The sequence below is a fragment of the Methylomonas fluvii genome (genome assembly GCF_014850975.1).
GTDB classification, from domain to species: Bacteria; Pseudomonadota; Gammaproteobacteria; order Methylococcales; family Methylomonadaceae; genus Methylomonas; species Methylomonas fluvii.
In genome coordinates, this window is sequence record NZ_JACXST010000002.1 from 266,016 (window position 1) to 285,557 (window position 19,542).

19 protein-coding genes are annotated in these 19,542 nt (G+C 53.7%); 14 read left to right on the plus strand and 5 right to left on the minus strand.

Going from position 1 to position 19,542, the window contains the following annotated elements:
- Window positions 1–5: 5 nt before the first annotated feature.
- On the plus strand, window positions 6–1,817 hold the full coding sequence (locus EBB_RS10750; protein WP_225587392.1) for a TolC family protein: 1,812 nt from the start codon (window positions 6–8) through the stop codon (window positions 1,815–1,817).
- Between the two features lie 75 nt (window positions 1,818–1,892).
- Here the strand turns inward: EBB_RS10750 and EBB_RS10755 are convergent, their stop codons facing one another.
- Window positions 1,893–2,369, minus strand: a complete 477-nt coding sequence (locus tag EBB_RS10755; RefSeq protein WP_192393871.1) for an FKBP-type peptidyl-prolyl cis-trans isomerase — start codon at window positions 2,367–2,369, stop codon at window positions 1,893–1,895.
- A 58-nt stretch (window positions 2,370–2,427) separates the two neighbouring features.
- Here EBB_RS10755 and greB point away from each other — a divergent pair, with 58 nt between their 5' ends.
- From greB to EBB_RS10780, 5 genes are all read left to right on the plus strand, one after another.
- Window positions 2,428–2,919: a transcription elongation factor GreB gene (gene greB, locus EBB_RS10760; RefSeq protein ID WP_192393872.1), complete on the plus strand. Its 492-nt coding sequence runs from the start codon at window positions 2,428–2,430 to the stop codon at window positions 2,917–2,919.
- Window position 2,920: 1 nt separating this feature from the next.
- Window positions 2,921–3,085, plus strand: a complete 165-nt coding sequence (locus EBB_RS10765; RefSeq protein WP_192393873.1) for a hypothetical protein — start codon at window positions 2,921–2,923, stop codon at window positions 3,083–3,085.
- The gene (locus tag EBB_RS10770) at window positions 3,082–3,492 is read left to right on the plus strand and encodes a gamma-glutamylcyclotransferase family protein (RefSeq protein WP_192393874.1); all 411 of its coding nucleotides are present in this window, start codon (window positions 3,082–3,084) and stop codon (window positions 3,490–3,492) included. Before EBB_RS10765 ends, EBB_RS10770 begins: the two co-directional genes overlap by 4 nt.
- The gene (dtd, locus tag EBB_RS10775) at window positions 3,489–3,935 is read left to right on the plus strand and encodes a D-aminoacyl-tRNA deacylase (protein WP_192393875.1); all 447 of its coding nucleotides are present in this window, start codon (window positions 3,489–3,491) and stop codon (window positions 3,933–3,935) included. The genes EBB_RS10770 and dtd overlap by 4 nt, the downstream gene beginning before the upstream one ends.
- A gap of 313 nt (window positions 3,936–4,248) precedes the next feature.
- Window positions 4,249–4,815: a hypothetical protein gene (locus EBB_RS10780; protein ID WP_192393876.1), complete on the plus strand. Its 567-nt coding sequence runs from the start codon at window positions 4,249–4,251 to the stop codon at window positions 4,813–4,815.
- A gap of 473 nt (window positions 4,816–5,288) precedes the next feature.
- Here the strand turns inward: EBB_RS10780 and EBB_RS10785 are convergent, their stop codons facing one another.
- On the minus strand, window positions 5,289–5,684 hold the full coding sequence (locus EBB_RS10785; RefSeq protein WP_192393877.1) for a CBS domain-containing protein: 396 nt from the start codon (window positions 5,682–5,684) through the stop codon (window positions 5,289–5,291).
- A gap of 413 nt (window positions 5,685–6,097) precedes the next feature.
- On the opposite strand from EBB_RS10785, the gene EBB_RS10790 reads away from it, so the two are divergent.
- Window positions 6,098–8,128: a methyl-accepting chemotaxis protein gene (locus EBB_RS10790; protein ID WP_192393878.1), complete on the plus strand. Its 2,031-nt coding sequence runs from the start codon at window positions 6,098–6,100 to the stop codon at window positions 8,126–8,128.
- 30 nt (window positions 8,129–8,158) lie between these two features.
- Here the strand turns inward: EBB_RS10790 and EBB_RS10795 are convergent, their stop codons facing one another.
- Window positions 8,159–8,515, minus strand: a complete 357-nt coding sequence (locus EBB_RS10795; RefSeq protein WP_192393879.1) for a hypothetical protein — start codon at window positions 8,513–8,515, stop codon at window positions 8,159–8,161.
- A gap of 208 nt (window positions 8,516–8,723) precedes the next feature.
- Here EBB_RS10795 and EBB_RS10800 point away from each other — a divergent pair, with 208 nt between their 5' ends.
- A complete protein-coding gene (locus EBB_RS10800; RefSeq protein ID WP_192393880.1) occupies window positions 8,724–9,893 on the plus strand; it encodes a right-handed parallel beta-helix repeat-containing protein in 1,170 nt (389 codons plus the stop codon).
- 3 nt (window positions 9,894–9,896) lie between these two features.
- Here the strand turns inward: EBB_RS10800 and EBB_RS26460 are convergent, their stop codons facing one another.
- Together EBB_RS26460 and EBB_RS10805 are read right to left on the minus strand one after the other, a co-directional pair.
- On the minus strand, window positions 9,897–10,025 hold the full coding sequence (locus EBB_RS26460; RefSeq protein ID WP_301539340.1) for an MFS transporter small subunit: 129 nt from the start codon (window positions 10,023–10,025) through the stop codon (window positions 9,897–9,899).
- Between the two features lie 19 nt (window positions 10,026–10,044).
- A complete protein-coding gene (locus EBB_RS10805; protein WP_192393881.1) occupies window positions 10,045–11,439 on the minus strand; it encodes an L-lactate MFS transporter in 1,395 nt (464 codons plus the stop codon).
- Between the two features lie 320 nt (window positions 11,440–11,759).
- Between EBB_RS10805 and EBB_RS10810 the strand changes: the two genes are divergently transcribed.
- From EBB_RS10810 to EBB_RS10835, 6 genes are all read left to right on the plus strand, one after another.
- Window positions 11,760–14,111: a TonB-dependent receptor gene (locus EBB_RS10810; RefSeq protein ID WP_192393882.1), complete on the plus strand. Its 2,352-nt coding sequence runs from the start codon at window positions 11,760–11,762 to the stop codon at window positions 14,109–14,111.
- Window positions 14,111–15,610, plus strand: a complete 1,500-nt coding sequence (locus EBB_RS10815; protein ID WP_192393883.1) for a PepSY domain-containing protein — start codon at window positions 14,111–14,113, stop codon at window positions 15,608–15,610. Before EBB_RS10810 ends, EBB_RS10815 begins: the two co-directional genes overlap by 1 nt.
- Window positions 15,611–15,913: 303 nt before the next feature.
- Window positions 15,914–16,438, plus strand: coding sequence for a hypothetical protein (locus EBB_RS10820; RefSeq protein ID WP_192393884.1), 525 nt, complete (start codon window positions 15,914–15,916; stop codon window positions 16,436–16,438).
- A 464-nt stretch (window positions 16,439–16,902) separates the two neighbouring features.
- Window positions 16,903–17,385: an MSMEG_0572/Sll0783 family nitrogen starvation response protein gene (locus EBB_RS10825; protein WP_192393885.1), complete on the plus strand. Its 483-nt coding sequence runs from the start codon at window positions 16,903–16,905 to the stop codon at window positions 17,383–17,385.
- A gap of 71 nt (window positions 17,386–17,456) precedes the next feature.
- Window positions 17,457–18,452, plus strand: a complete 996-nt coding sequence (locus tag EBB_RS10830) for a Nit6803 family nitrilase (protein WP_192393886.1) — start codon at window positions 17,457–17,459, stop codon at window positions 18,450–18,452.
- Entirely contained in the window at window positions 18,430–19,542 is a 1,113-nt protein-coding gene (locus EBB_RS10835; RefSeq protein WP_192393887.1) for an MSMEG_0568 family radical SAM protein, read from the plus strand. Before EBB_RS10830 ends, EBB_RS10835 begins: the two co-directional genes overlap by 23 nt.

Genomic DNA, 19,542 nt, shown 5'->3' on the forward strand with positions numbered 1-19,542 from the left:
CGCTTATGAATCGTTTTGCATCCCATCAACACCCATCAGGGGCTACGGCCAAACACTTGCAAGCCTGCCGGCGGCGTATCGGCGCAATCTTGCTGATACCTTTGCTGGTCAGTTGCGGCCAATATCTCGACACCAGCCCCGACCGGAAACTGGTTAAGCGCGTGGAAGAACGCCTGAAACCTGATGAGGGTTTGCCGTTGCCGGCCATCTCGCAGCTGCCGCCGCAGACCGTCGAACAGGCCTTGCCCAAGTTTAAGGAAGGCCGGCCCAAGTCGGCGACTATTCTGCCACCGCCCAGCGCGACCAAGCCGGAATTACCCAAGGCAGCACCGGAAGCGAGCAAGCAGTTGTCCATCGCGGCGGTGCGCAGCATGGCTTTGGAAAACAATCTGGATTTAAAAATTGCCCAGGCCGACCCGAAAATTGCCGCCACTGCGGTCAGCGAGGAAGAAGCCAAGTTCGATGATTTGATCTTTGCCAAAGCCAAATACGGCAAGAAAAACACGCCGGCGCAAAATCTGGATGTCGTGAGTTTTACGCCGGTTGACCCCAGTTCGCCGCTGAAAAATGAAATCGACAAACTCACCGCCGTGCCGCAGGAAACTGAAGTGCTGGATATGGAGGCCGGGATCGTGATTCCGTTGCGTACTGGCGCCAAAGTAACGCTCAGTTCACCGTTCGACGGCAAACGGCAGTTTCGCGGCGTCGCTTCGGACCAGTATCAAAACGCGCTGCGGTTTTCCATCAGCCAGCCGTTACTGCGCGATGCCGGGATTTCCAATAACGTGGCAGGCATCCGCATCGCCCGTTACGAACAACAAGCCGTCGACGTCAAAACCCGCTTGCAGGCGATTCGGGTGTTGGCGATGGTCGAGCGGGCGTATTGGAGCCTGTATGTGGCTTGGGGCGAATTGGACGTGCGCCGCCAGCAGTACGAAAACGCCTCCAACAATCTGAGTATGGTCAGGAAGCGCGTGGCAGAAGGCTTGACCGCCAGCATCGAAATCAACCGGGCGGAAATCGGCGTGGCCGAACGCCTGGAGTCTTTGATCATCGCCGAAACCAGCTTAAAAACTCGCCAGCGCCAGTTGAAGTTGTTATTAAACGCGCCCGGCCTGGACCTGGATTCGCAAACGCTGCTGATTCCCGAGACCTCACCGACCCTGCTGGAGTTTAATCTGGACCGCGAGCAACTGGCGCAACGCGCGCTGGACGGCCGCTTGGAATTGCTGGAGCTGGAATTGAAACTGGCCGCAGACTTAACCAAAATCGACTACCTCAGCAATCAAACCCTGCCGATGTTCATGCTGGATTACAACTACGCCGCACTGGGCCGCGATACGTCATCCTACGGTGGCGCTTTTGATCAGACCTTGAGCGGCAATTATTCAGATTGGTCGGTGGGCGTGCGCATGGAAATCCCCCTCAGCAACGAGCTACGCCGCGCGCGTCTGGATCGGGCCGTGCAAGAGCGCATGCAACGCCTGACCACGCAACAACTTAGGGAATTGAGCGTACGCCGGGAAATCTACGACTCGCTGGATCAAATGAGCCAGAACTGGCAGCGGATTTTAGCCACCCGGCAGAACGTGGTGCTGGCCGGTTTGAATTACGACGCCGAACTGAAACAATTTAAAGAAGGCTTGCGGACGATGACCGAGGTATTGGAAACCCTGACCCGGCTCGGTGAAGCGCAATTACGCGAAGTACGCGCCATCGGTGATTATCAAGCGTCGATGATAGACCTGGCGTTTGCTACCGGCACCTTGCTGGGGCATAGCAGAGTGGATTTGGGCCTTAGCGCGAGTGCTCAGTAACAACGGTAGAGAGTGAATGTAAGCGATAAAAGCAGCGCGTTTATCGCTTACCGGTTTGCGGCTAGGGAAAGATTACTAGTGATGGCAGCCTGAACCGTGGATATGACCGTGAGCCACTTCGTCGGCTGTGGCAGGTCTGACATCCATCACTTCCACGTCAAACGTCAAATCTTCGCCGGCTAAAGGATGGTTGCCGTCGATGGTGACATCGTCGCCGTCGATCTCGACGATGGTAATAATGCCCGGGCCGTGGCTGACATCGGCGTGAAATTGCATACCAATTTCAATATCCATCCCGTCGAACATTTTCTTGGAAACGACTTGAATCATTTCTTCGGAGACTTCGCCGTAGGCTTGATCGGCGGCTATAGTGACGTTGAATTTGTCACCGGCTTGCTTGCCGAGTAAAGCCGCTTCCAAACCCGCAATAATGTTGCCCGCGCCATGCAAATACAACAAGGGTTCCTCACCTCTGGAGCTATCCAGCTGCTCCCCGTCTTGGTTGGTTAAGGTATAATGAATGGAAACAGCCGTTTTATCTGTGATTTGCATATGCATCTTCGCTGGATGAAAAAAAGCCGACATCATATAACCTTTTCCCCGAAAAAACATGTCACGCTGGCGACCGCCCCGCCCTAAATCTTCACCGTACATCACCGCCGAAGGCTATCGGACCCTGGAAGCCGAGTTGAAACAGCTCTGGGAACGGCGTAAAGATGTCACCATCGCATTGTCAGCCGCCGCTGCGGAAGGAGATCGGTCGGAGAACGCTGAGTACATCTACCGCAAGAAAGAATTGCGGGAAATCGACAGGCGCATTCATTATCTGCAAAAGCGCTTGCCGTCCTTGACCGTGGTGTCTGAGAAGCCGGCTAATCGCAATCAAGTATTTTTCGGCGCCTGGGTGACTTTAGAAACCATTGACGGTGAGGAAATCACTTATCGCATCGTCGGTGCCGACGAAATCGATACCACGGGCGGATTGATCAGTCTGGACTCGCCTTTGGCGACAGCCTTATTGAAGAAGATGCTGGACGACGAAGTGACAATCCGCCATGCCGAGCAGGAAACGCGGTATTACATTACCGCGATCCGTTATTAAAATGAATACGCACGCCACCTTTACTCGGTTCAAATGGTTCGTGATCATTCTGCTGCTGACCATTGTCGAAATCGGCCCCTTTCCGCTGATGGGTTTGACGCTGCTTTATATCGTCGCCTTCCGCCCACGCTGGTTCAAGGCATTGGTCGATCAGATCTATTCATGAAGCACGCGCAATACCTGTTTGTCTACGGTACGCTGTGCAGACACCCGGACGATCAAACTCAACACCCATTCCTGGACGATTGCGAGTACATGGGCCATGCGTTTATGCACGGCAATTTGTATGAAATCGACAGCTATCCAGGCGCTGTCACCAGCTGCACAACGCAGATCAAAGGCGAACTGTACTTACTTCGCGCGCCGGAACGAACGTTGTCGGTATTGGATATTTACGAAGAATGCACTGCGGATTTTCCGCAGCCACATGAATACATCCGCCGCCAACTTTTAGTAAACCTGCCCGACGGACAAAGCGTTTTTGCTTGGACCTATCTATACAACCGTCCGGCGACCGGTTTGCAGCGGATCTTAAGCGGCGACTATATTCATCATCTCAAGGACAAATCATGATCAGCATTATCCAGCGTGTGACCCAAGCCAAAGTCACGGTCAACGGCAACGACATCGGCGTGATCGGCACCGGGATTATGGCGCTGGTGGCTGTCGAGAAAGCCGACACCCCCAAGCAAGCTGACCGCTTGCTGGAGCGGATTTTGAATTACCGCATCTTTGCGGATGCAGACGACAAAATGAATTTGAGTCTGCGCGATATTCAAGGCGGCCTGTTGCTGGTGCCGCAATTTACCTTGGCGGCCAACACCGATACCGGCAACCGACCCAGTTTTGCCTCTGCCGCGCCGCCGGCAATGGGCCAGGAATTATTCGCGTATCTGCAAAAGCGCGCGCTGGAGATCTACCCGACCAGCCAGTTCGGCGAATTCGGCGCCGATATGAAGGTAGCGTTAATCAACGACGGCCCGGTGACTTTTACCTTACGTTGTCTGGAAAAGTAATCTGCATACCTTGTGGATATTTGAATCACTGCCTCACCGATCACACAGTCGAATTAGCAACCCGCCCCTCGAACATTATCGCTCCCGCAAAGGCGCAAGCCCAGCAGCTAGACTAGATTCGCCGTAACGTTCAACGGCTCAAGTCTTCGCGGGCGCGACGAACCTGAGAAAATTAAGGAACGGCTTGGCAAAAACTGTTAAACCTGTGCGCTCGCCATTAAATTATTCTGTGTTAAATAACACAATTTTATTTGCCTAACGTGCATCTTAACCCTACAATTGCGCCTCCTTTATCACCCACAGAGAAATACCTATGAAAATTCAACATTTGCTAATCGCCTTAACCTTGCCGGCTTTGCTGACCCTGACAGGCTGCGAATCCGCAAAACCGGTCGAAGCAACTGCTGAGCCTGCGGTAGTGACGCCTGTAACCGCTGCACCGGCTGAAACTGCAGCCCCCGCGCCAGCGGCACCCGCCATGTCTCCGGAACATTGCGCTAAACACAAAGCCTATGCCGCAGCACATAACTGCGTCGAGCATTGCGCCAAACACAAAGGTAAAAAAGGCAAAGCCTGCCTGAAACATTGTGCCGACAAAGCCGCAGCCGAACACGATTGCGCGAAACATTGCGCCGACCACCCAGGTGCTAAAGACAAAGTCTGCGCCCAACATTGCGCACAAGATGCCAATGCCAGCGCCCACCAATGTGGTGCCGAGCATTGCGCCCATCACGAAGCCGCCGCTGCCGCCAATTGCAGCAGCCACCATTGCGCCCATCATCAAGGCGGCGCAGCCCATGATTGCAGTGCGGATCATTGCAAAAAACACGGCGGCGACATGGCCGATTGCTGCGGCTCCGCGCATAAATGCGATAAGTAATCTGTAATTTCAGATCCGATTGGGCCAACTGCGGTCACTACATCATCCGCAGTTAGGCCCGATCACATCGCCCTCTCGAAAAGTCCAATACCGCTCGCCTTCACGCGGCTATATCCAGCCAGCTCCCCCCCATTTTATTCCGTAGCCGATAAGCGCATCTTTTAGATTGCCGAATCGCTTAAATCTGCGCTAAATTCTGAACTGTGCCACCTCAGGCGGCCGGACATTTTTATCGAGAAGTGGCAATCTGATCGGGCAAATCCTGACTTACGATTCCACCGCACAGTTCCAAAACGGCTGGGTATCGAAAGGCAATTGTTCCGGCACGGTAACGCCGAACGGCGCGAAGATTACCGCAACCTGCACCGATACCATCATGGGCACCTATGTGTCGGCAGGCGTGCGGCAGTAAGACAGGACAAGAGGCAGACAACCACCCCAGGGGATGGCGGTCTACTCTTGAACTAAAACATCTAGCGAATGGCTAACAACGCTCTTAACACATCAACGCGGCTAATCATGCCGACAAACTGATCATTTTGAAAAACCGGGAAACTCCTGGTTGGCGATTCCTGAAATTTGCTGGCGACATCCACCAGACTGGCATCGGCACTCACAAACTGCGGGTCTTTGCTCATGAACTCCCCCACTTTTCCAGCCATGCTTTGGTTGTAAGCGGATTCGACAAACACCTTCATGCCGTCTTTTTCGGAAAATATCCCCACCAACTTACCATCTTGGTCTACAACCGGCACGCTAGTCACTTTGTGGTCCAGCAAAATCTTAACTGCCTGAGAAATTTCTGTATCGGGGGTAACGGTAACGATTTTGGTCGACATGTAATCGACTACAGCTATTTTGGCTAGCATGGTGTACCTCCTGTTATTATTTTTTATTCTACGCTTGGGCAGCCACGGGACTGACCGGTTCAGGGGCCAGGCGACTTCTGCCCTATGCGATTATTATAAAAATTCCCCACACTAGCTAGCTTTATTATTCCAAAGCAGCCGCGACCGAAATACCTGATGATTTCGGCGTCGGCCACCCATTCCGGGCTAACAGATTAATGCTCAATCCCCCCACCCGCCAACTCCTTGTAACGGCCATTTTCAGGAATGTAGGAATTTTCTGCCAGGCCGTTGGGATTTGCGTTCCCGGCCGTGCGGGTACGACGACATTCAACGGCCGGCTTTGTAAGTTGCAAAATGACTATGCAACGCGCGTATCAGTCTAAACTTGTGAAACCGCACATTGACGTTTCTGCTGAAAATGGATACTGCTTATGCTTGATCTCCTTAGTAATCATTCTGGACCCCAGGATTTTTCCTTACGCAAACTGCTGACCATACTGACCGCCACGGTGGCTTTACTGCTGATAGTTGGCAATCTGTTTGTTTGGCTTAGCCATAGCAAACTGGAAACAGCGGAAGCCGAAAAACAGCGTCTGATAAACGCGACGCTGGCGTTTAAAAATGTTCGCTATCACGTCGTACAAATCCAGCAATTTCTCACCGATGCGTCAGCGGTAGGCGAAGACGATTACAGCGACGCCCTGGCGGAAAAAAACGCCGCTCACGCGGAACTGACGAGTTTACTGGCGATGATGCCGGACATGAAACCGGCAATTAAAGACGCCGATAACGCCGTGACTGAGCTTTATGCCACCGGCGAACGCATGGCCAACGCTTATTTTCAGCAAGGCCGTGAAGCCGGCAACCTGATCATGAAAGCGCCGGAAAATGGCTTCGACGCGGCTTCGGAAATTCTGGCCAACAAACTCAATCAGCTTGCCGGCACCTTGGAACAACAAGCCAACGCCGCCTCGCAGCAGCAAAATCAGATGCAAAGCCAAATGTTTACGGTCAGCGCCACGGTTGCCGGCCTAGCTTTGCTATTGATCGTGTCCGCCAATATCTGGCTGACGCGAAAATTATTTCGCGTGTTGGGTGGCGAACCCAGCTATGCGTCGAAAATTGCCGGCAGTATCGCCAAGGGCCAATTAGACATCAAAGTCACCACAGAGAAAAACGATACCAACAGCCTATTGGCAACTATGAAGCTCATGGGCCAGGAACTAACCAGCCATATGCGCGAGATCAACGCGGTTAGCAAGCAAATCGGTCAGTCTTCCTACCAAATATCCAATATTTCCGGCGGTATTTCCAATGCCAACCGCTCGGAACAGGCGAGATCTTCCGAAGTAAAAACCGCTACCGAACAATTACGTACCACCACCGAAGAAGTCGAACGCTTTTCCGTTGAGATTCGCCACCGCACCCAGGAAACGCAAAACACGGCACAAAAAGGCATCGTCGCCGTCAACGAAAATCTTGACGAAATGCGCCGGGTTGTGAAGGAAGTGGAAAACGCGGAAGCTAAAACCGTGGCGCTTCGCCAAGCCAATCGGCAAATTCAGGATATTACCACCACCATCCGCAACATCACCGAGCAAACCAATCTACTGGCCTTAAACGCTGCCATCGAAGCCGCCAGAGCCGGCGAATACGGCAGGGGTTTTGCGGTGGTAGCCGATGAAGTGCGGAAACTGGCGCAAAACGCCTCCAGCGCGACCGCCGAAATCGCCAGCATAATTGGCGAATTAACCAAAATCATCGAAGAAAATACCCTGGCGATGGGCTCGATCATCCAGACCACCAAACAAGGTATGGAAAAAGCCGAAACCACCAGCATAGTCATCAACGAGATTGTGGGTCAGATAGCAGAAAATGCGGGTACGGCGCAACAAATCTCCCAGGTGTCCAAATATCAACTTGATAACGTCAACCAATTGCAGACGCGGGTGGAAGCGTTATTCGACGCACTGGGCCAGAACGAATCCAAAGTGCACATCACTCGAACCATCAGTGATGATCTTTACGTGGTGACCGAAAAAATGCGCACTATGCTGGAACACTTCAGCTTCGATGCGCAGTGGACAGCGACACCCGCCGCCAACGAGAATCGCAAATTTCCGCGCAGCAGCCATTACTTGCTGGCCCATATCGAAATCGCTGACTTGGTTCTCGACGGCGTCACCGCTGATTTCAGCATGTCCGGCGCCTGTTTGCGTCTGCCTTTAGAACTGCCCTGCCCGCTGAACAGCTCGATTGCCATTCAGCTGCGCATTCCGTACGACAATATTCAGCAATATGAATCGCAACTACCGCTGGAACTGGTGTGCAGCATAGTGTGGTACAAGCCTATCGATGGCGAGCACCACTACGGGGTTAAATTCAACGAATTCATGCCGCCGGAAACCGCGCAGAGCTTAAAAGCCTGTTTTGCCTTTTTCAACCACTCCGCAACCTACTAGCCGCGGCTTGGAACTACTTGGCTCAAAAATTCACGCGAAGGCGTTGCAGCAAGGGCATTGCCAATCGACATCCGCTGGCCGCGTCGGGTGCACGTGATTCAGCAGTTTTTTCGAGCCGCCGAAATCATGATAGTTTTGGCAGACTTTTTCGAATGCGGCCTTGGGCGACGCGGCATAGCTAAACTTAAATTTGGGATACCTGCCGACATGTTGCTTCAAGCGGGCGTTTAGGTCGGTTTCCGAACGACCGACGTATTTGACGACAAATTTATTGGTTTTTTGATTAATAATGCCCAAGGCGTAATTGCCCTCAGCGCTTTCGGTGATTAATTCGTTGATTTTGGCATTGCTCAAATCGTAAGCCCCTTGCATATCAAGTGAAGCCATAGTTCCTCCAGTAGCGTCTAGCTATTCTTATAATCAAGTCGTAGGTCTGGCAAATATGCCTGATGACAGGATAATACTCTCATCTGGGCCAAGTATTACTTTAAATATTGCAAGTTCAGTCCGACGCATTTGTAAGGCGCTACTCGACCGGACAGAATATAGCGCTTGGGATTAGTGAATTTTACAGGTGCCCACACCAGGAGTCAGGATGCATCGCTTGATATTTTCGTGGGGTTTGATAAGTGTGGTGAGTTGGCTGCTGGCCTTTCCAGCGCAGGGCACCGAATGGCAAGTCGGCCCGCAGCGCGCGCTTAAACTGCCTAGCGCTGCTGCAAGTCTGGCCAAAGACGGCGATGTCATCAGCATTGATGCCGGGCTATATCAGGGCGACGTCGCTAGTTGGCCGCAAAAGCGGCTGACCATCCGCGGACTGGCAGGCGGCGCCCACCTGGATGCGCTCGGCAAGTCAGCAGAAGGCAAAGCAATCTGGGTGCTAAAAGGCAACGACACGGTCGTTGAAAATATCGAACTTTCGGGGGCCACCGCGCCGGCTCTAAACGGTGCCGGCATCCGCTTCGAAGGTACTCATCTGACGCTGAGAAACTGCCATTTTCATCATAACCAGATGGGTATCTTGACCGGCGTTAACCCCGACAGCGACATCCTGATCGAAAACTCGGAGTTTAACGACAACACCGTCGATTATCCGCGCTACGGTAAACTCGGCCATAACATCTACATTGGCAATATCCGCCGTTTTACCCTGCAAAATTCTTATGTGCACGATGCCAGCACCGGCCATAACGTCAAATCGCGAGCCCGGGAAAACTATATTCTTTACAATCGCATCACCGACGAGCGTAACGGCTCCAGCTATTTGGTGGATTTACCGGATGGCGGTGCCGGCTACTTGATTGGCAATCTGTTTCATCAAGGCGCCAACACCGAAAATGCCGCGATGCTGGCGTTTGCCGCCGAACACAACCAAACCCAGCCGAATCAACAGCTATATCTGGTGCACAACACTTTCGTCAACGATCACCCCGGCGGCTCGTTTCTGCATAATCACAGTATTGCCACCGCGATGTTGATCAACAATCTGTTGATAGGCCAAGCCACCGCAATGATTGGTCCCAACCTGGAAAACCACGACCTAAAGGCCACGACCAACGTGTTAAATAATCCAGCAAGTTACGATTACCGCCTGAAACCCGATGCGCAGGCAATCGATCAAGGCGTCGCCCCCGGATTCGCCGCCAACGGCTTACTGCTTAATCCGCAATTTGTCTACCGTCATCCGCGCGGCAGCGAAAAACGCCGACAACAAGGACCGCTTGATGTGGGCGCCTACGAATTTATCGCCAAACAGCCCGATTAAACTTTAGCCGAACAAAGCCAAAGCCTTTTTCAACGTAGACCACACGCCCCAACTGAGCGGGATCAGCACATAAAGCCAGAAGACCGCCAACAGCCAGGGGCTGGAAGATTTACTCGATGCGGAGTTATTCATAAAAAGTGCCCTGCCTTGCTTAATGTTCGGCTTCGTCAGCCGGATAAATACCGTCCAGCTCATCGAAATCGCCGTGTTTCATATGATGTTTCTCGTGCACCGGCCGGATCGATAGATTGGCAATAAAGCCCACTACCAAGAGTCCGGCCATGATGTACATGGTCACGTTGTAGGCATCGGCCTTAGCCACGCCCTGGCCTATTTGATATTCGCGGATGTAATTCACCAATACCGGCCCCAACACGCCGGCGGTTGACCAGGCGGTCAGCAATCGGCCATGGATGCCGCCGACAAAACGGGTGCCGAAAATGTCCGCGAGATACGCCGGAATCGTCGAAAACCCGCCGCCGTACATACTCATGATCAAAGCGTACAGCAACACGAACAGCGCCATATTGCCGGCCATGCCCATGCTTGGAATGGTCGCGTACAAACCTGCCCCAACGACGAAGAAAATAAAATAAGTATTTTTACGCCCCAGATAATCCGACGCCGACGACCAGAAAAACCGCCCGCCCATATTGAACAAACTCAACAAGCCCACGAAACCGGCCGCCGAGGCCGGGGTTACCGAGCCTTTAAACATCTCTTGTATCATCACGGAGGCTTGCCCCAAAACACCGATGCCGGCCGTCACATTCAAGCACAACACCAGCCACAGCAAATAAAATTGCGGTGTTTTTAAAGCTTGGTCGATATGTACATGCTTATCGGTGATCATTTTGTTTTGCACCAGCGGCGGCGTCCATCCCGCAGGCTGCCAATCAGGCGGCGGGATGCGGATGGTCAAGGCGCCTATCATCATCGAACAAAAATACAAGCCGCCCATCACCAAAAATGTTTGCACTACGCCAACCGATTCGGCCGATTTGAACTGGTCCATCAGCAACACCGATAAGGGTGCGCCTATCATCGCCCCGCCGCCAAAACCCATGATAGCCATACCGGTCGCCATACCGCGCCGATCCGGAAACCATTTGATCAACGTCGATACCGGCGATACATAGCCCAAACCCAAACCGATACCGCCAATCACCCCGTAACCCAGATAAATCAGCCAGATTTCGTGCAGGTGTACACCCAAGGCCGAGATCAAAAAACCGCCGCCAAAACAGCAAGCCGCGACGAACATCGTCAACCTCGGCCCGACTTTTTCCAGCCATTTGCCGCCGAACGCCGCCGACAAACCTAAAAACACAATCGCCAGGCTGAAAATCCAGCCCAGCGTCGTCAGCTTCCAATCCTCCGGCGCGGAGCTACCGACGCCTATCACCCGAGTTAATGGATCGTTGAACACACTGAACGCATAGGCTTGGCCGATGCACAGATGCACCGATAAAGCCGCCGGCGGCACCAACCAACGGCTATATCCGGGCTGCGCGACGCTATGTTGTTTGGAAAAAAATCCCGACATGCTTGAATCCATATATTTAGCTAAATTTTCGATAGTGGCGTTTTACCGCAGCGCCGGCCTGATCAACATTTTAGCATTGCCGGCCGGCAGGCTTTAAGTCCAATATCCGCTGAGGCGCATGCCGATCCTTACTGACCTGATCAGCGCCAAGCCGGCGAAACCAGCCATATACCGCGAACCGGCCCATTTAACTAACATAGATTAATTAAAAAACTCGCACCTTATAGTCCGCAACCCCCGCCGTGTTGGGACTTCCGTTCCCGGCACACTAATTGCTGTCACCGAAAAGCCTTCTAACTTCTAAATACCTGATAAAAACAATGAAAAAAACCAAGTTACAGGATTTTCCAGTTGCCCAAACCGGCCAACTAGCAGGCGTCGCCGCCTTGCTGTTTTCGCTGCACGGCATCGCACACGCCGCCGAGCCGTCGCCAACCGAGGATCTAAAAACCAGCGAAACCAACAGCAAAACCAAAACGGCCAGAACCACTAGCCAAAGCCAAACCAGCGACACCGCCACTACACTGGATACGGTCACCGTAGCGGGAACAGCTCCATTTAATCCACCCAACCAAAAACCGCAACTGGATACCGAAGCCGCTACCGGTAGCCGCTTGGGCCTGACGCCTCGCGAGACACCGGCTTCGATCACCATCATTGACCGGGCAACTTTCGAAAAACGCGGCGCACAAACTACTCAGGAAGCTTTGGAAAAAGCCCCAGGCATACTGGTATCGTCGCAACCCGGCTCGGCCGGTTCTGTATCGATGCGCGGCTTTACCGGCGCGCAAATCACGCAGCTGTTTAACGGCATTACCGTGCAATACGATGTCGTTGCCGCACGCCCCATCGACAGTTGGCTCACCGATAGGGTTGAGGTATTGGGCGGACCGTCCACATTTTTATACGGCCAAGGCGCAGTAGGCGGCTCGGTCAACTACGTCAGCAAAATCGCCCACCGCGGCCCGGATGAACATCACGGATTGGTCTCGCTGGGTGAGTACTTGAATCGCCGTGCGTCCTACGGTTTCAACGGCCAGCTAGGCAATACCGATAACTGGCTGCAAGCCGACATCAGCTATTTGGGTTCCGAGGGCTACATCGACAACACGGAAGCCGATTCCGGCGTGATGTCGTTTTCCTTGTTAAGCGACATTACTTCCAAGCTCTCGCATACAATCGCTTTTGAACACCAAATGGAAGACCGCGATTCTTACTGGGGTACCCCGGTACTGAATCCGGTGGTCAACGGTAGAATCGTCCCCTGGGGTACCGCTGGTTTAGGGCCCCAGGAAGGCCAGATAGACCCAAAAACCCGCTTTAAAAACTATAACGCCACGGGTTCGGTATTTGATCAGCAGGTGTTTTGGTTACGCGATATTGTCGATTATCAACTTTCCGATAATACCCAATTCAAAAACACCTTTTATTATTACAAGGCTGATCGACAATACTTAAACGTAGAAGGTTACGACTGGAACAACACTAATTCCTTGATCACCCGCAACCAGTCTTTCGCGGTCAATCACGACCAAGCCTTGGTTGGTAACCGCTTCGAAATCGTCCATAGCAGTAATTGGTTTAGTCTGCCGTCCAAGATATCCGCCGGCGTCGATATTGCCTACAACAAGCAGACGCGCGCGCCAAGCATGGAAAATGGGGCCACCACGGTCAGTGTCGTCAATCCTTATAATTTCAGCACCGGCACTTACTACGACAACCCTCTGGCTACCGGGCCAATCTCCAACGCCCGCAACGAGCTGTATACCGTCGCGGGCTATGCCGAAAACCGGCTGACCCTGGTTCCGGATTTGAATCTGATCACCGGCGTGCGGGTAGACGATATTCGCCTGGATGCAAAAAATCTGCGTACTTCGTTTGTGCCACCAACCGCCACCAACCCCGCCGCTTTCGGCCGCCGCTGGACCGCGGTCACTTGGCGAGCCGCGTTGATGTACGACATTACCTCCACTTTTAATGTGTACGCGCAATACAGCACGGCGGCCGATCCGCCATCCGGTATTTTGACTACAGGCACGTTTGATGCACTGCGGGACTTCGACCTGACCACAGGCCGTCAAGCCGAAGTGGGCACCAAATTCGATTTTTGGGATGGCAAAGGCTCGGCGACATTGGCCGGTTATTACATCGAACGTAAAAACCTGTCGATGACCGACCCGGAAAACCGCAACCGGCAATTGCCCATCGGCGCACAATCCTCCGGCGGTGTCGAAGCCAATATCGGCGTGCAACTCACCGATCAATGGAGCGTACAAGGCAACATGGCTTATGTAGATGCTCAATACGACAAATTCCTACAAACAGTGGCGGGCACGATAGTATCCAGAAAGGGTAACCGACCAGCCAACGTGGCAAAATGGGTGGCAAACGCCTGGCTGACCTGGGACTTTGATCCGGACTGGCAATGGAATTTCGGCTCGCGTTACGTGGGCGACCGCTATGTAGACCCCGCCAACCTAGTCAAAACCCCAGCCTATGCGGTCTTCGATACCCAACTGTCCTGGAAATTTAATCCAAAAGCCACGGTTACAGCGCGGGTTAAAAACCTGTCCGACGAGCAATACGTCGAGTGGGGTAGCGGCGGTAGCGCCCCGTTATTCTTTGTCGCGGCGCCGCGTACTTTCATGATGGAATTGAAAGTAGACTTTTAATGCTCAACGGGCTCAAGCGCTATCTATACCTGAGCCATCGCTGGCTCGGTATAGTGTTATGCCTGTTCATGGCTATGTGGTTCGTGTCCGGCGTCGTGATGATGTATGTCGGCTACCCCAAACTGACGCCACAGGAAAAGCTGAGCGCCTTGCCTGGCTTGGCGGCTGAGCGTTGCCGGGTCAGCCTGGCGCAAGCCTTGGCAGCCGGCGGCCAAGTCAAAAGCCCGGATAGCATTCGCTTGACCAGCGTAGCCGGCGCGCCGCGTTATGTATTTATTTACGGCAAAACACCAATCGCCGTGGATGCCGAAACCGGGAACCGTATCGATCAGGTGACGCCTGCCCAGGCCTTGGCGTCAGCCGACAGCTTTCTGGCGACGGCTGACGGCTATTATCTGGATCGCATCGACGAAGATGCCTGGACGCATTCCAAAGCGCTGGACGAACATCGGCCGCTGCACCGCGTGCAAATGGCCGACGAGCAAGCCACGCTGCTTTATATTTCCAACACTACCGGCGAAGTGGTGCGCGATGCCAATCGCCACGAACGCACCTGGAACTGGCTGGGCGCCTGGATTCATTGGTTGTACCCGTTTCGCGGCGGCGCATTGGATCGTTACGCGGCGGACATTGTCATTTACACCGCTCTGGCCGGTTCGGTATTAAGTTTGCTTGGCTTAATCGTCGGCATACTGCGCTGGCGTTTTCAGGGCCTTTACAAACATGGCACAAAAACCCCATACCGCGAGGCCTGGATGCGCTGGCATCACCTGCTGGGATTGGGCTTTGGCGTAATCGCCTTCACTTGGATACTCAGCGGCTTATTTTCGATGAATCCGTGGAAAATATTCGACTCCACCGCCGCCAAACCCAAGCTCCAGGCCTACATGGGCGGAGACATTTCGCCGCAGTATTTCCCCTTGTCTGTAGCGGAGGCCTTGGCGCGTTTTCAAAATACCGGGTTTCAGCCACGGGAAATCGAATGGCGCGTATTGAACGGCCAAGGCTATTACATTGCTTTTGATAGCCAGGGCCACAGCCGTATTCAGACGGCGCAGACTGATAGCCGGGTTTTCGAGACATTCGACTGGTCGGCACTGCAAACCGCAGCCGAACGGCTCATGGCTCCGAATAAAATTGCCAGGCAAAGCGTGTTAAACGAATACGACTTTTACTACTACAGCCGCGCCACGCATACCATGACCGGGCACATCGACAAACGCTTGCCTATCCTGCGTTTGGAATTCGCCGACGCAGACAGCACCTGGCTGCATCTCGATCCTTACACCGGTAACTTCAGTAAACTCGATGCCGGTAGGCGCGTCAGCCGCTGGCTATTTGCTTTTTTACACAGTTGGGACTGGCTGCATTTACTGAACAATCGGCCAGTCTGGGATGTTTTGTTGATAGTGTTCAGCACCGGCGGCTTGTTGATTAGCGCAAGCGGCATCGTCATCGGCTGGCGACGTGCGAAGCGCAAGCTGGCTATTCATTATTAACCCGGCCCCTAAATACCGACCTGAAGGGTATTGAGTTTATCGACGGGCGCACCAGCCTGGGCTTCGACGAACCCAGCGCGAACGGAGTACCCGTGACAAAAGGGCCGGGTTAATAAACCGTCCGATGAGTACCGGCGCTTCCGCGCTGGCCGGAGCTATCCATCCCTTATGAGCGCTGGCAAAGCCTGATCGGCTTAATCGTTAGAAAACTTCAGCCAAAACGCTTATTCTGTAGCGGCACGCTTAACCTCGCTGGGTAATCCCCTTCTACTGAAACGCCAAAATACTGCGGATACTAAAACCATGAACGACTCAAGAACCCGCCTGGATAAAATCAATACCCGGATTAGAAACAACCCGGTGCTGTCATTGTTGCTTGCGGTCAGCACGCTGGTTATTGGCCTTTCGACGTTTACCAACGCCACCCGCAACCTGCTGGATCTGTTCAGCGGCGCGGAGCAGCGACCGGCAATCAGCGGATTATGGCAAGCCCAAGTCAGCTATGACTGGCCCAATGCCCATTATCAAGAGCGATTCGATTTCGCCGGCAGCGATAGGCAGTTGTATGGCAGTGCTACATTTACCGGCAGCCCAAACGGCATTTTGGAAGGCGAGATTGCCGGAGATATCTTGCGTTTTATTACCAAAACCCCGGAATCGCTCGGTTCAGGCCCGGTACAAGAGACCATTCATCGTTATCAAGGCAAACTTATCGGCGATGAGATTAAATTTGTGATGCAAACCGAAGGCGGTTATTCGCCACATGTACCTGTTGAGTTTACCGCTAAAAGAACCGGCAATCCGCCGCTTCAGCCGGCAGCCAACTGAGGTTTGCACAGAACATGCTTCGCGCCGCTGACCCTGGCGACATCCCCAAGTAGACACGACGATCCGGTGTTTGTGATCTACAAAATATGATCTGCGTTGATTGGCTCGGCTCGGCAAATTTATTAACCCGGCCCTGTTTAACACTGGTTCACCGTTCGGGCTGAGCCTGTCGAAGCCTGATGTGGCGCGTCCTTCGACAGGCTCAGCCCGAACGGTATTTAAGGGCCGGATTAACAATGAGTTGGTGAAATGTAACCATAACAGTTGTGCGCTTTTTCAAGCCATACAGATTGCTTTTAGCTAATTCTGTACTTAAAAATTAGGCCATAAACTGAATCTGTTTGGCTTTTTCCTTCGTTAGTAAAGTATTCACCGTCGACCAGGCAACGCTGGCGGCCAGAAATACGTCCCTGTATCCATCCCACCGATGCAGGGCATTTTTTACTAATATCCAGGAGAGTTTCATGCCCGCAGTCACCGCACCGGCCCATCAAAAAGGCGATTGTTTTGTCGATTTCGAAGAAAAAGTATTTGAAGACGTCAAAGCCGAGCCCGGCCAGAAAGCCTTGGTCAAATTCCATACCGTCGCCTTCGAAGGATCAATCGGCTTTGTCAATTTGTTGCAAGCAACCCGATTGCAACGCAAAGGCTTCGAAACCTCCATCCTGCTGTACGGTCCTGGGGTGACATTGGGTTTGCAACGCGGTTTTCCGCGCCTGGGTGACGAATCATTTCCCGGCCATCAAAACTACGCCAATCAGATTGCCAAATTCATCGAGGAAGGCGGCAAAGTCTATGCCTGCCGCTTTGCACTGCAAGCTTTGTACGGCCATGGCGAACCGAGCCTATTGCCGGGCATTCGCCCGATCAGCCCATTGGATGTGTTAGATATTGTATTGATCCATCAGCGCGACAATGCTTTTATCTTGGACACTTGGACGCTGTAAATCCTCCAGCCATCAGCACTCGCCCGAATCCAGGTTCGGGCTTTTTTTGACTCGCAGCAGGAGATTGCGTTTTGATCACGTCCACTATCGTCAGAGCCGCCGCCGTGCAAATTGCGCCGGTGTTCGAATCCGCCACCGCCACCGGCGACAAGGTGTGCCAGGCCATCAGCGACGCCGCCGCGAAAGGTGCGCAAATCGTGGTGTTTCCGGAAACCTTCGTGCCGTATTACCCCTATTTTTCCTTCGTGCTGCCGCCGGTCAGCCAGGGCCGCGAGCATTTGAAGCTTTACGATTACGCGCCGACGGTGCCGGGACCGATTACCGAGGCTGTCGCGGCGCAAGCCAAGGCGCACGGCATTGTGGTGGTGTTGGGGGTTAATGAGCGCGACCACGGCAGCTTATATAACACCCAACTGATTTTCGACGAAACTGGCCGGCTGGCGCTGAAACGCCGGAAGATCACCCCGACCTATCACGAACGCATGATATGGGGTCAGGGCGATGCTTCGGGCTTAAAGGTCGTGGAAACCGGCATCGGCCGTATCGGTGCGCTGGCCTGCTGGGAACATTACAACCCGCTGGCCCGCTATGCGTTGATGGCCCAGCACGAACAAATCCATTGCAGTCAGTTTCCCGGCTCTTTGGTTGGGCCGATCTTTGCCGAACAAATTGAAGTGACAATCCGCCACCATGCGCTGGAATCCGGTTGCTTCGTCATCAATGCCACCGGCTGGCTTAGTGACGAGCAAATTGACTCGGTGACCACCGACCCTGGCCTGCAAAAGGCTCTGCGCGGTGGTTGCTGTACTGCCATCATTTCGCCGGAAGGTCAACATGTCGTCGAACCGTTACGGGAAGGCGAAGGCATCCTGATCGCCGATCTGGATATGAATTTAATCACCAAACGTAAACGGATGATGGATTCGGTCGGCCATTACGCCCGGCCGGAACTGCTCAGTTTGCGCATAGCCGACAGGCCGGCGGTACCGATGTTCAGCGACCTGCCAGCCGTTTCAACTCAACCCATCCAGGAGAGCGACTGCAATGACGCTGGCAACACATACTAAAACCGGTGTGGCGGAGCTGATCGCCGATCTGCAATCCTTAGGCTTACGCCTGGAAGGCAGCGAAATAGGCATCTCAGGACGCCGCGGCGGCGCCGGACCTTCCGATCACAAAGCCGTTAACGTGGCCGGCCGCACAGTGATGATACCGATTGCCACGGTTTCGGCTTGCGAATCGCCGTTCGTCGCCAGTCGGCCGAACGCACACGGCATCAGCGAGATTCGTCGCGATGGCGCTGTGGTTAGCCAGGTTCAATTCCCACGCCAACCACGCTTTTATGATTTGCAGACGGCCGACGGCATTCCGTATTCGCAGATTGCCACGCTGCATTCAAGGGATGTGCTGGCGACCACGCTGCTGCAATCGTGTATCCGTTACGGCAAGCGCAAAACCTCCTGCCAGTTCTGCGCCATCGGTCAGTCGCTGGCGGCGGGCAAAACCATCTTGCGTAAAACGCCCGCACAACTGGCCGAGGTCGCGAAAGCGGCGGTGGAACTGGATCAGGTCAAACACATGGTCATGACCACTGGCACGCCGAATCTGACCGACAGAGGCGCGGCACTGTTGTGCGAAAGCGCTGCATCCGTCAAAGCGGCTGTCGATCTGCCGATTCAAGGCCAATGCGAGCCGCCGGATGACGACCTCTGGTTTGAGCGCATGAAAGCCGCCGGCATAGACAGTTTGGGCATGCACTTGGAAGCGGTCATGCCGGCAGTACGCGCCCGCATCATGCCCGGCAAAGCCGGCGTGCCGCTGGAACGTTACATGGCTGCCTTCGACGCTGCGGTGGCGGTGTTCGGTCGCGGCCAGGTGAGTACTTATATCCTGGCAGGTTTAGGCGATACGCCGGAAGCGATTCTGTCGGTCTCCGAGCAGTTGATAGCGAAAGGCGTTTACCCCTTTGTCGTGCCGTTCGTACCCATTACCGGCACACCGTTGCAAAACCATCCGGCGCCGACACCGGCCTTCATGGCGCAAATCCTGCCGCCTTTGGGTGCGATGCTGAAGCAGGCAAATCTGCTATCCCAAGACATGAAAGCCGGCTGCGCCAAATGCGCCGCCTGTTCGGCACTGGCCAGTTATGAGGTGTGA

Excerpts from the sequence above, each read along its gene's own strand:
- greB (WP_192393872.1), top strand. The coding sequence starts at position 2,428 with ATGTCACGCTGGCGACCGCCCCGCCCTAAATCTTCACCGTACATCACC.
- EBB_RS10835 (WP_192393887.1), top strand. The coding sequence starts at position 18,430 with ATGACGCTGGCAACACATACTAAAACCGGTGTGGCGGAGCTGATCGCC.
- EBB_RS10755 (WP_192393871.1), bottom strand. The coding sequence starts at position 2,369 with ATGCAAATCACAGATAAAACGGCTGTTTCCATTCATTATACCTTAACC.
- EBB_RS10790 (WP_192393878.1), top strand. The coding sequence starts at position 6,098 with ATGCTTGATCTCCTTAGTAATCATTCTGGACCCCAGGATTTTTCCTTA.
- EBB_RS10780 (WP_192393876.1), top strand. The coding sequence starts at position 4,249 with ATGAAAATTCAACATTTGCTAATCGCCTTAACCTTGCCGGCTTTGCTG.
- EBB_RS10800 (WP_192393880.1), top strand. The coding sequence starts at position 8,724 with ATGCATCGCTTGATATTTTCGTGGGGTTTGATAAGTGTGGTGAGTTGG.
- dtd (WP_192393875.1), top strand. The coding sequence starts at position 3,489 with ATGATCAGCATTATCCAGCGTGTGACCCAAGCCAAAGTCACGGTCAAC.
- EBB_RS10785 (WP_192393877.1), bottom strand. The coding sequence starts at position 5,684 with ATGCTAGCCAAAATAGCTGTAGTCGATTACATGTCGACCAAAATCGTT.
- EBB_RS10770 (WP_192393874.1), top strand. The coding sequence starts at position 3,082 with ATGAAGCACGCGCAATACCTGTTTGTCTACGGTACGCTGTGCAGACAC.
- EBB_RS26460 (WP_301539340.1), bottom strand. The coding sequence starts at position 10,025 with ATGAATAACTCCGCATCGAGTAAATCTTCCAGCCCCTGGCTGTTGGCG.
- EBB_RS10750 (WP_225587392.1), top strand. The coding sequence starts at position 6 with ATGAATCGTTTTGCATCCCATCAACACCCATCAGGGGCTACGGCCAAA.
- EBB_RS10815 (WP_192393883.1), top strand. The coding sequence starts at position 14,111 with ATGCTCAACGGGCTCAAGCGCTATCTATACCTGAGCCATCGCTGGCTC.
- EBB_RS10795 (WP_192393879.1), bottom strand. The coding sequence starts at position 8,515 with ATGGCTTCACTTGATATGCAAGGGGCTTACGATTTGAGCAATGCCAAA.
- EBB_RS10765 (WP_192393873.1), top strand. The coding sequence starts at position 2,921 with ATGAATACGCACGCCACCTTTACTCGGTTCAAATGGTTCGTGATCATT.
- EBB_RS10805 (WP_192393881.1), bottom strand. The coding sequence starts at position 11,439 with ATGTCGGGATTTTTTTCCAAACAACATAGCGTCGCGCAGCCCGGATAT.
- EBB_RS10810 (WP_192393882.1), top strand. The coding sequence starts at position 11,760 with ATGAAAAAAACCAAGTTACAGGATTTTCCAGTTGCCCAAACCGGCCAA.
- EBB_RS10825 (WP_192393885.1), top strand. The coding sequence starts at position 16,903 with ATGCCCGCAGTCACCGCACCGGCCCATCAAAAAGGCGATTGTTTTGTC.
- EBB_RS10820 (WP_192393884.1), top strand. The coding sequence starts at position 15,914 with ATGAACGACTCAAGAACCCGCCTGGATAAAATCAATACCCGGATTAGA.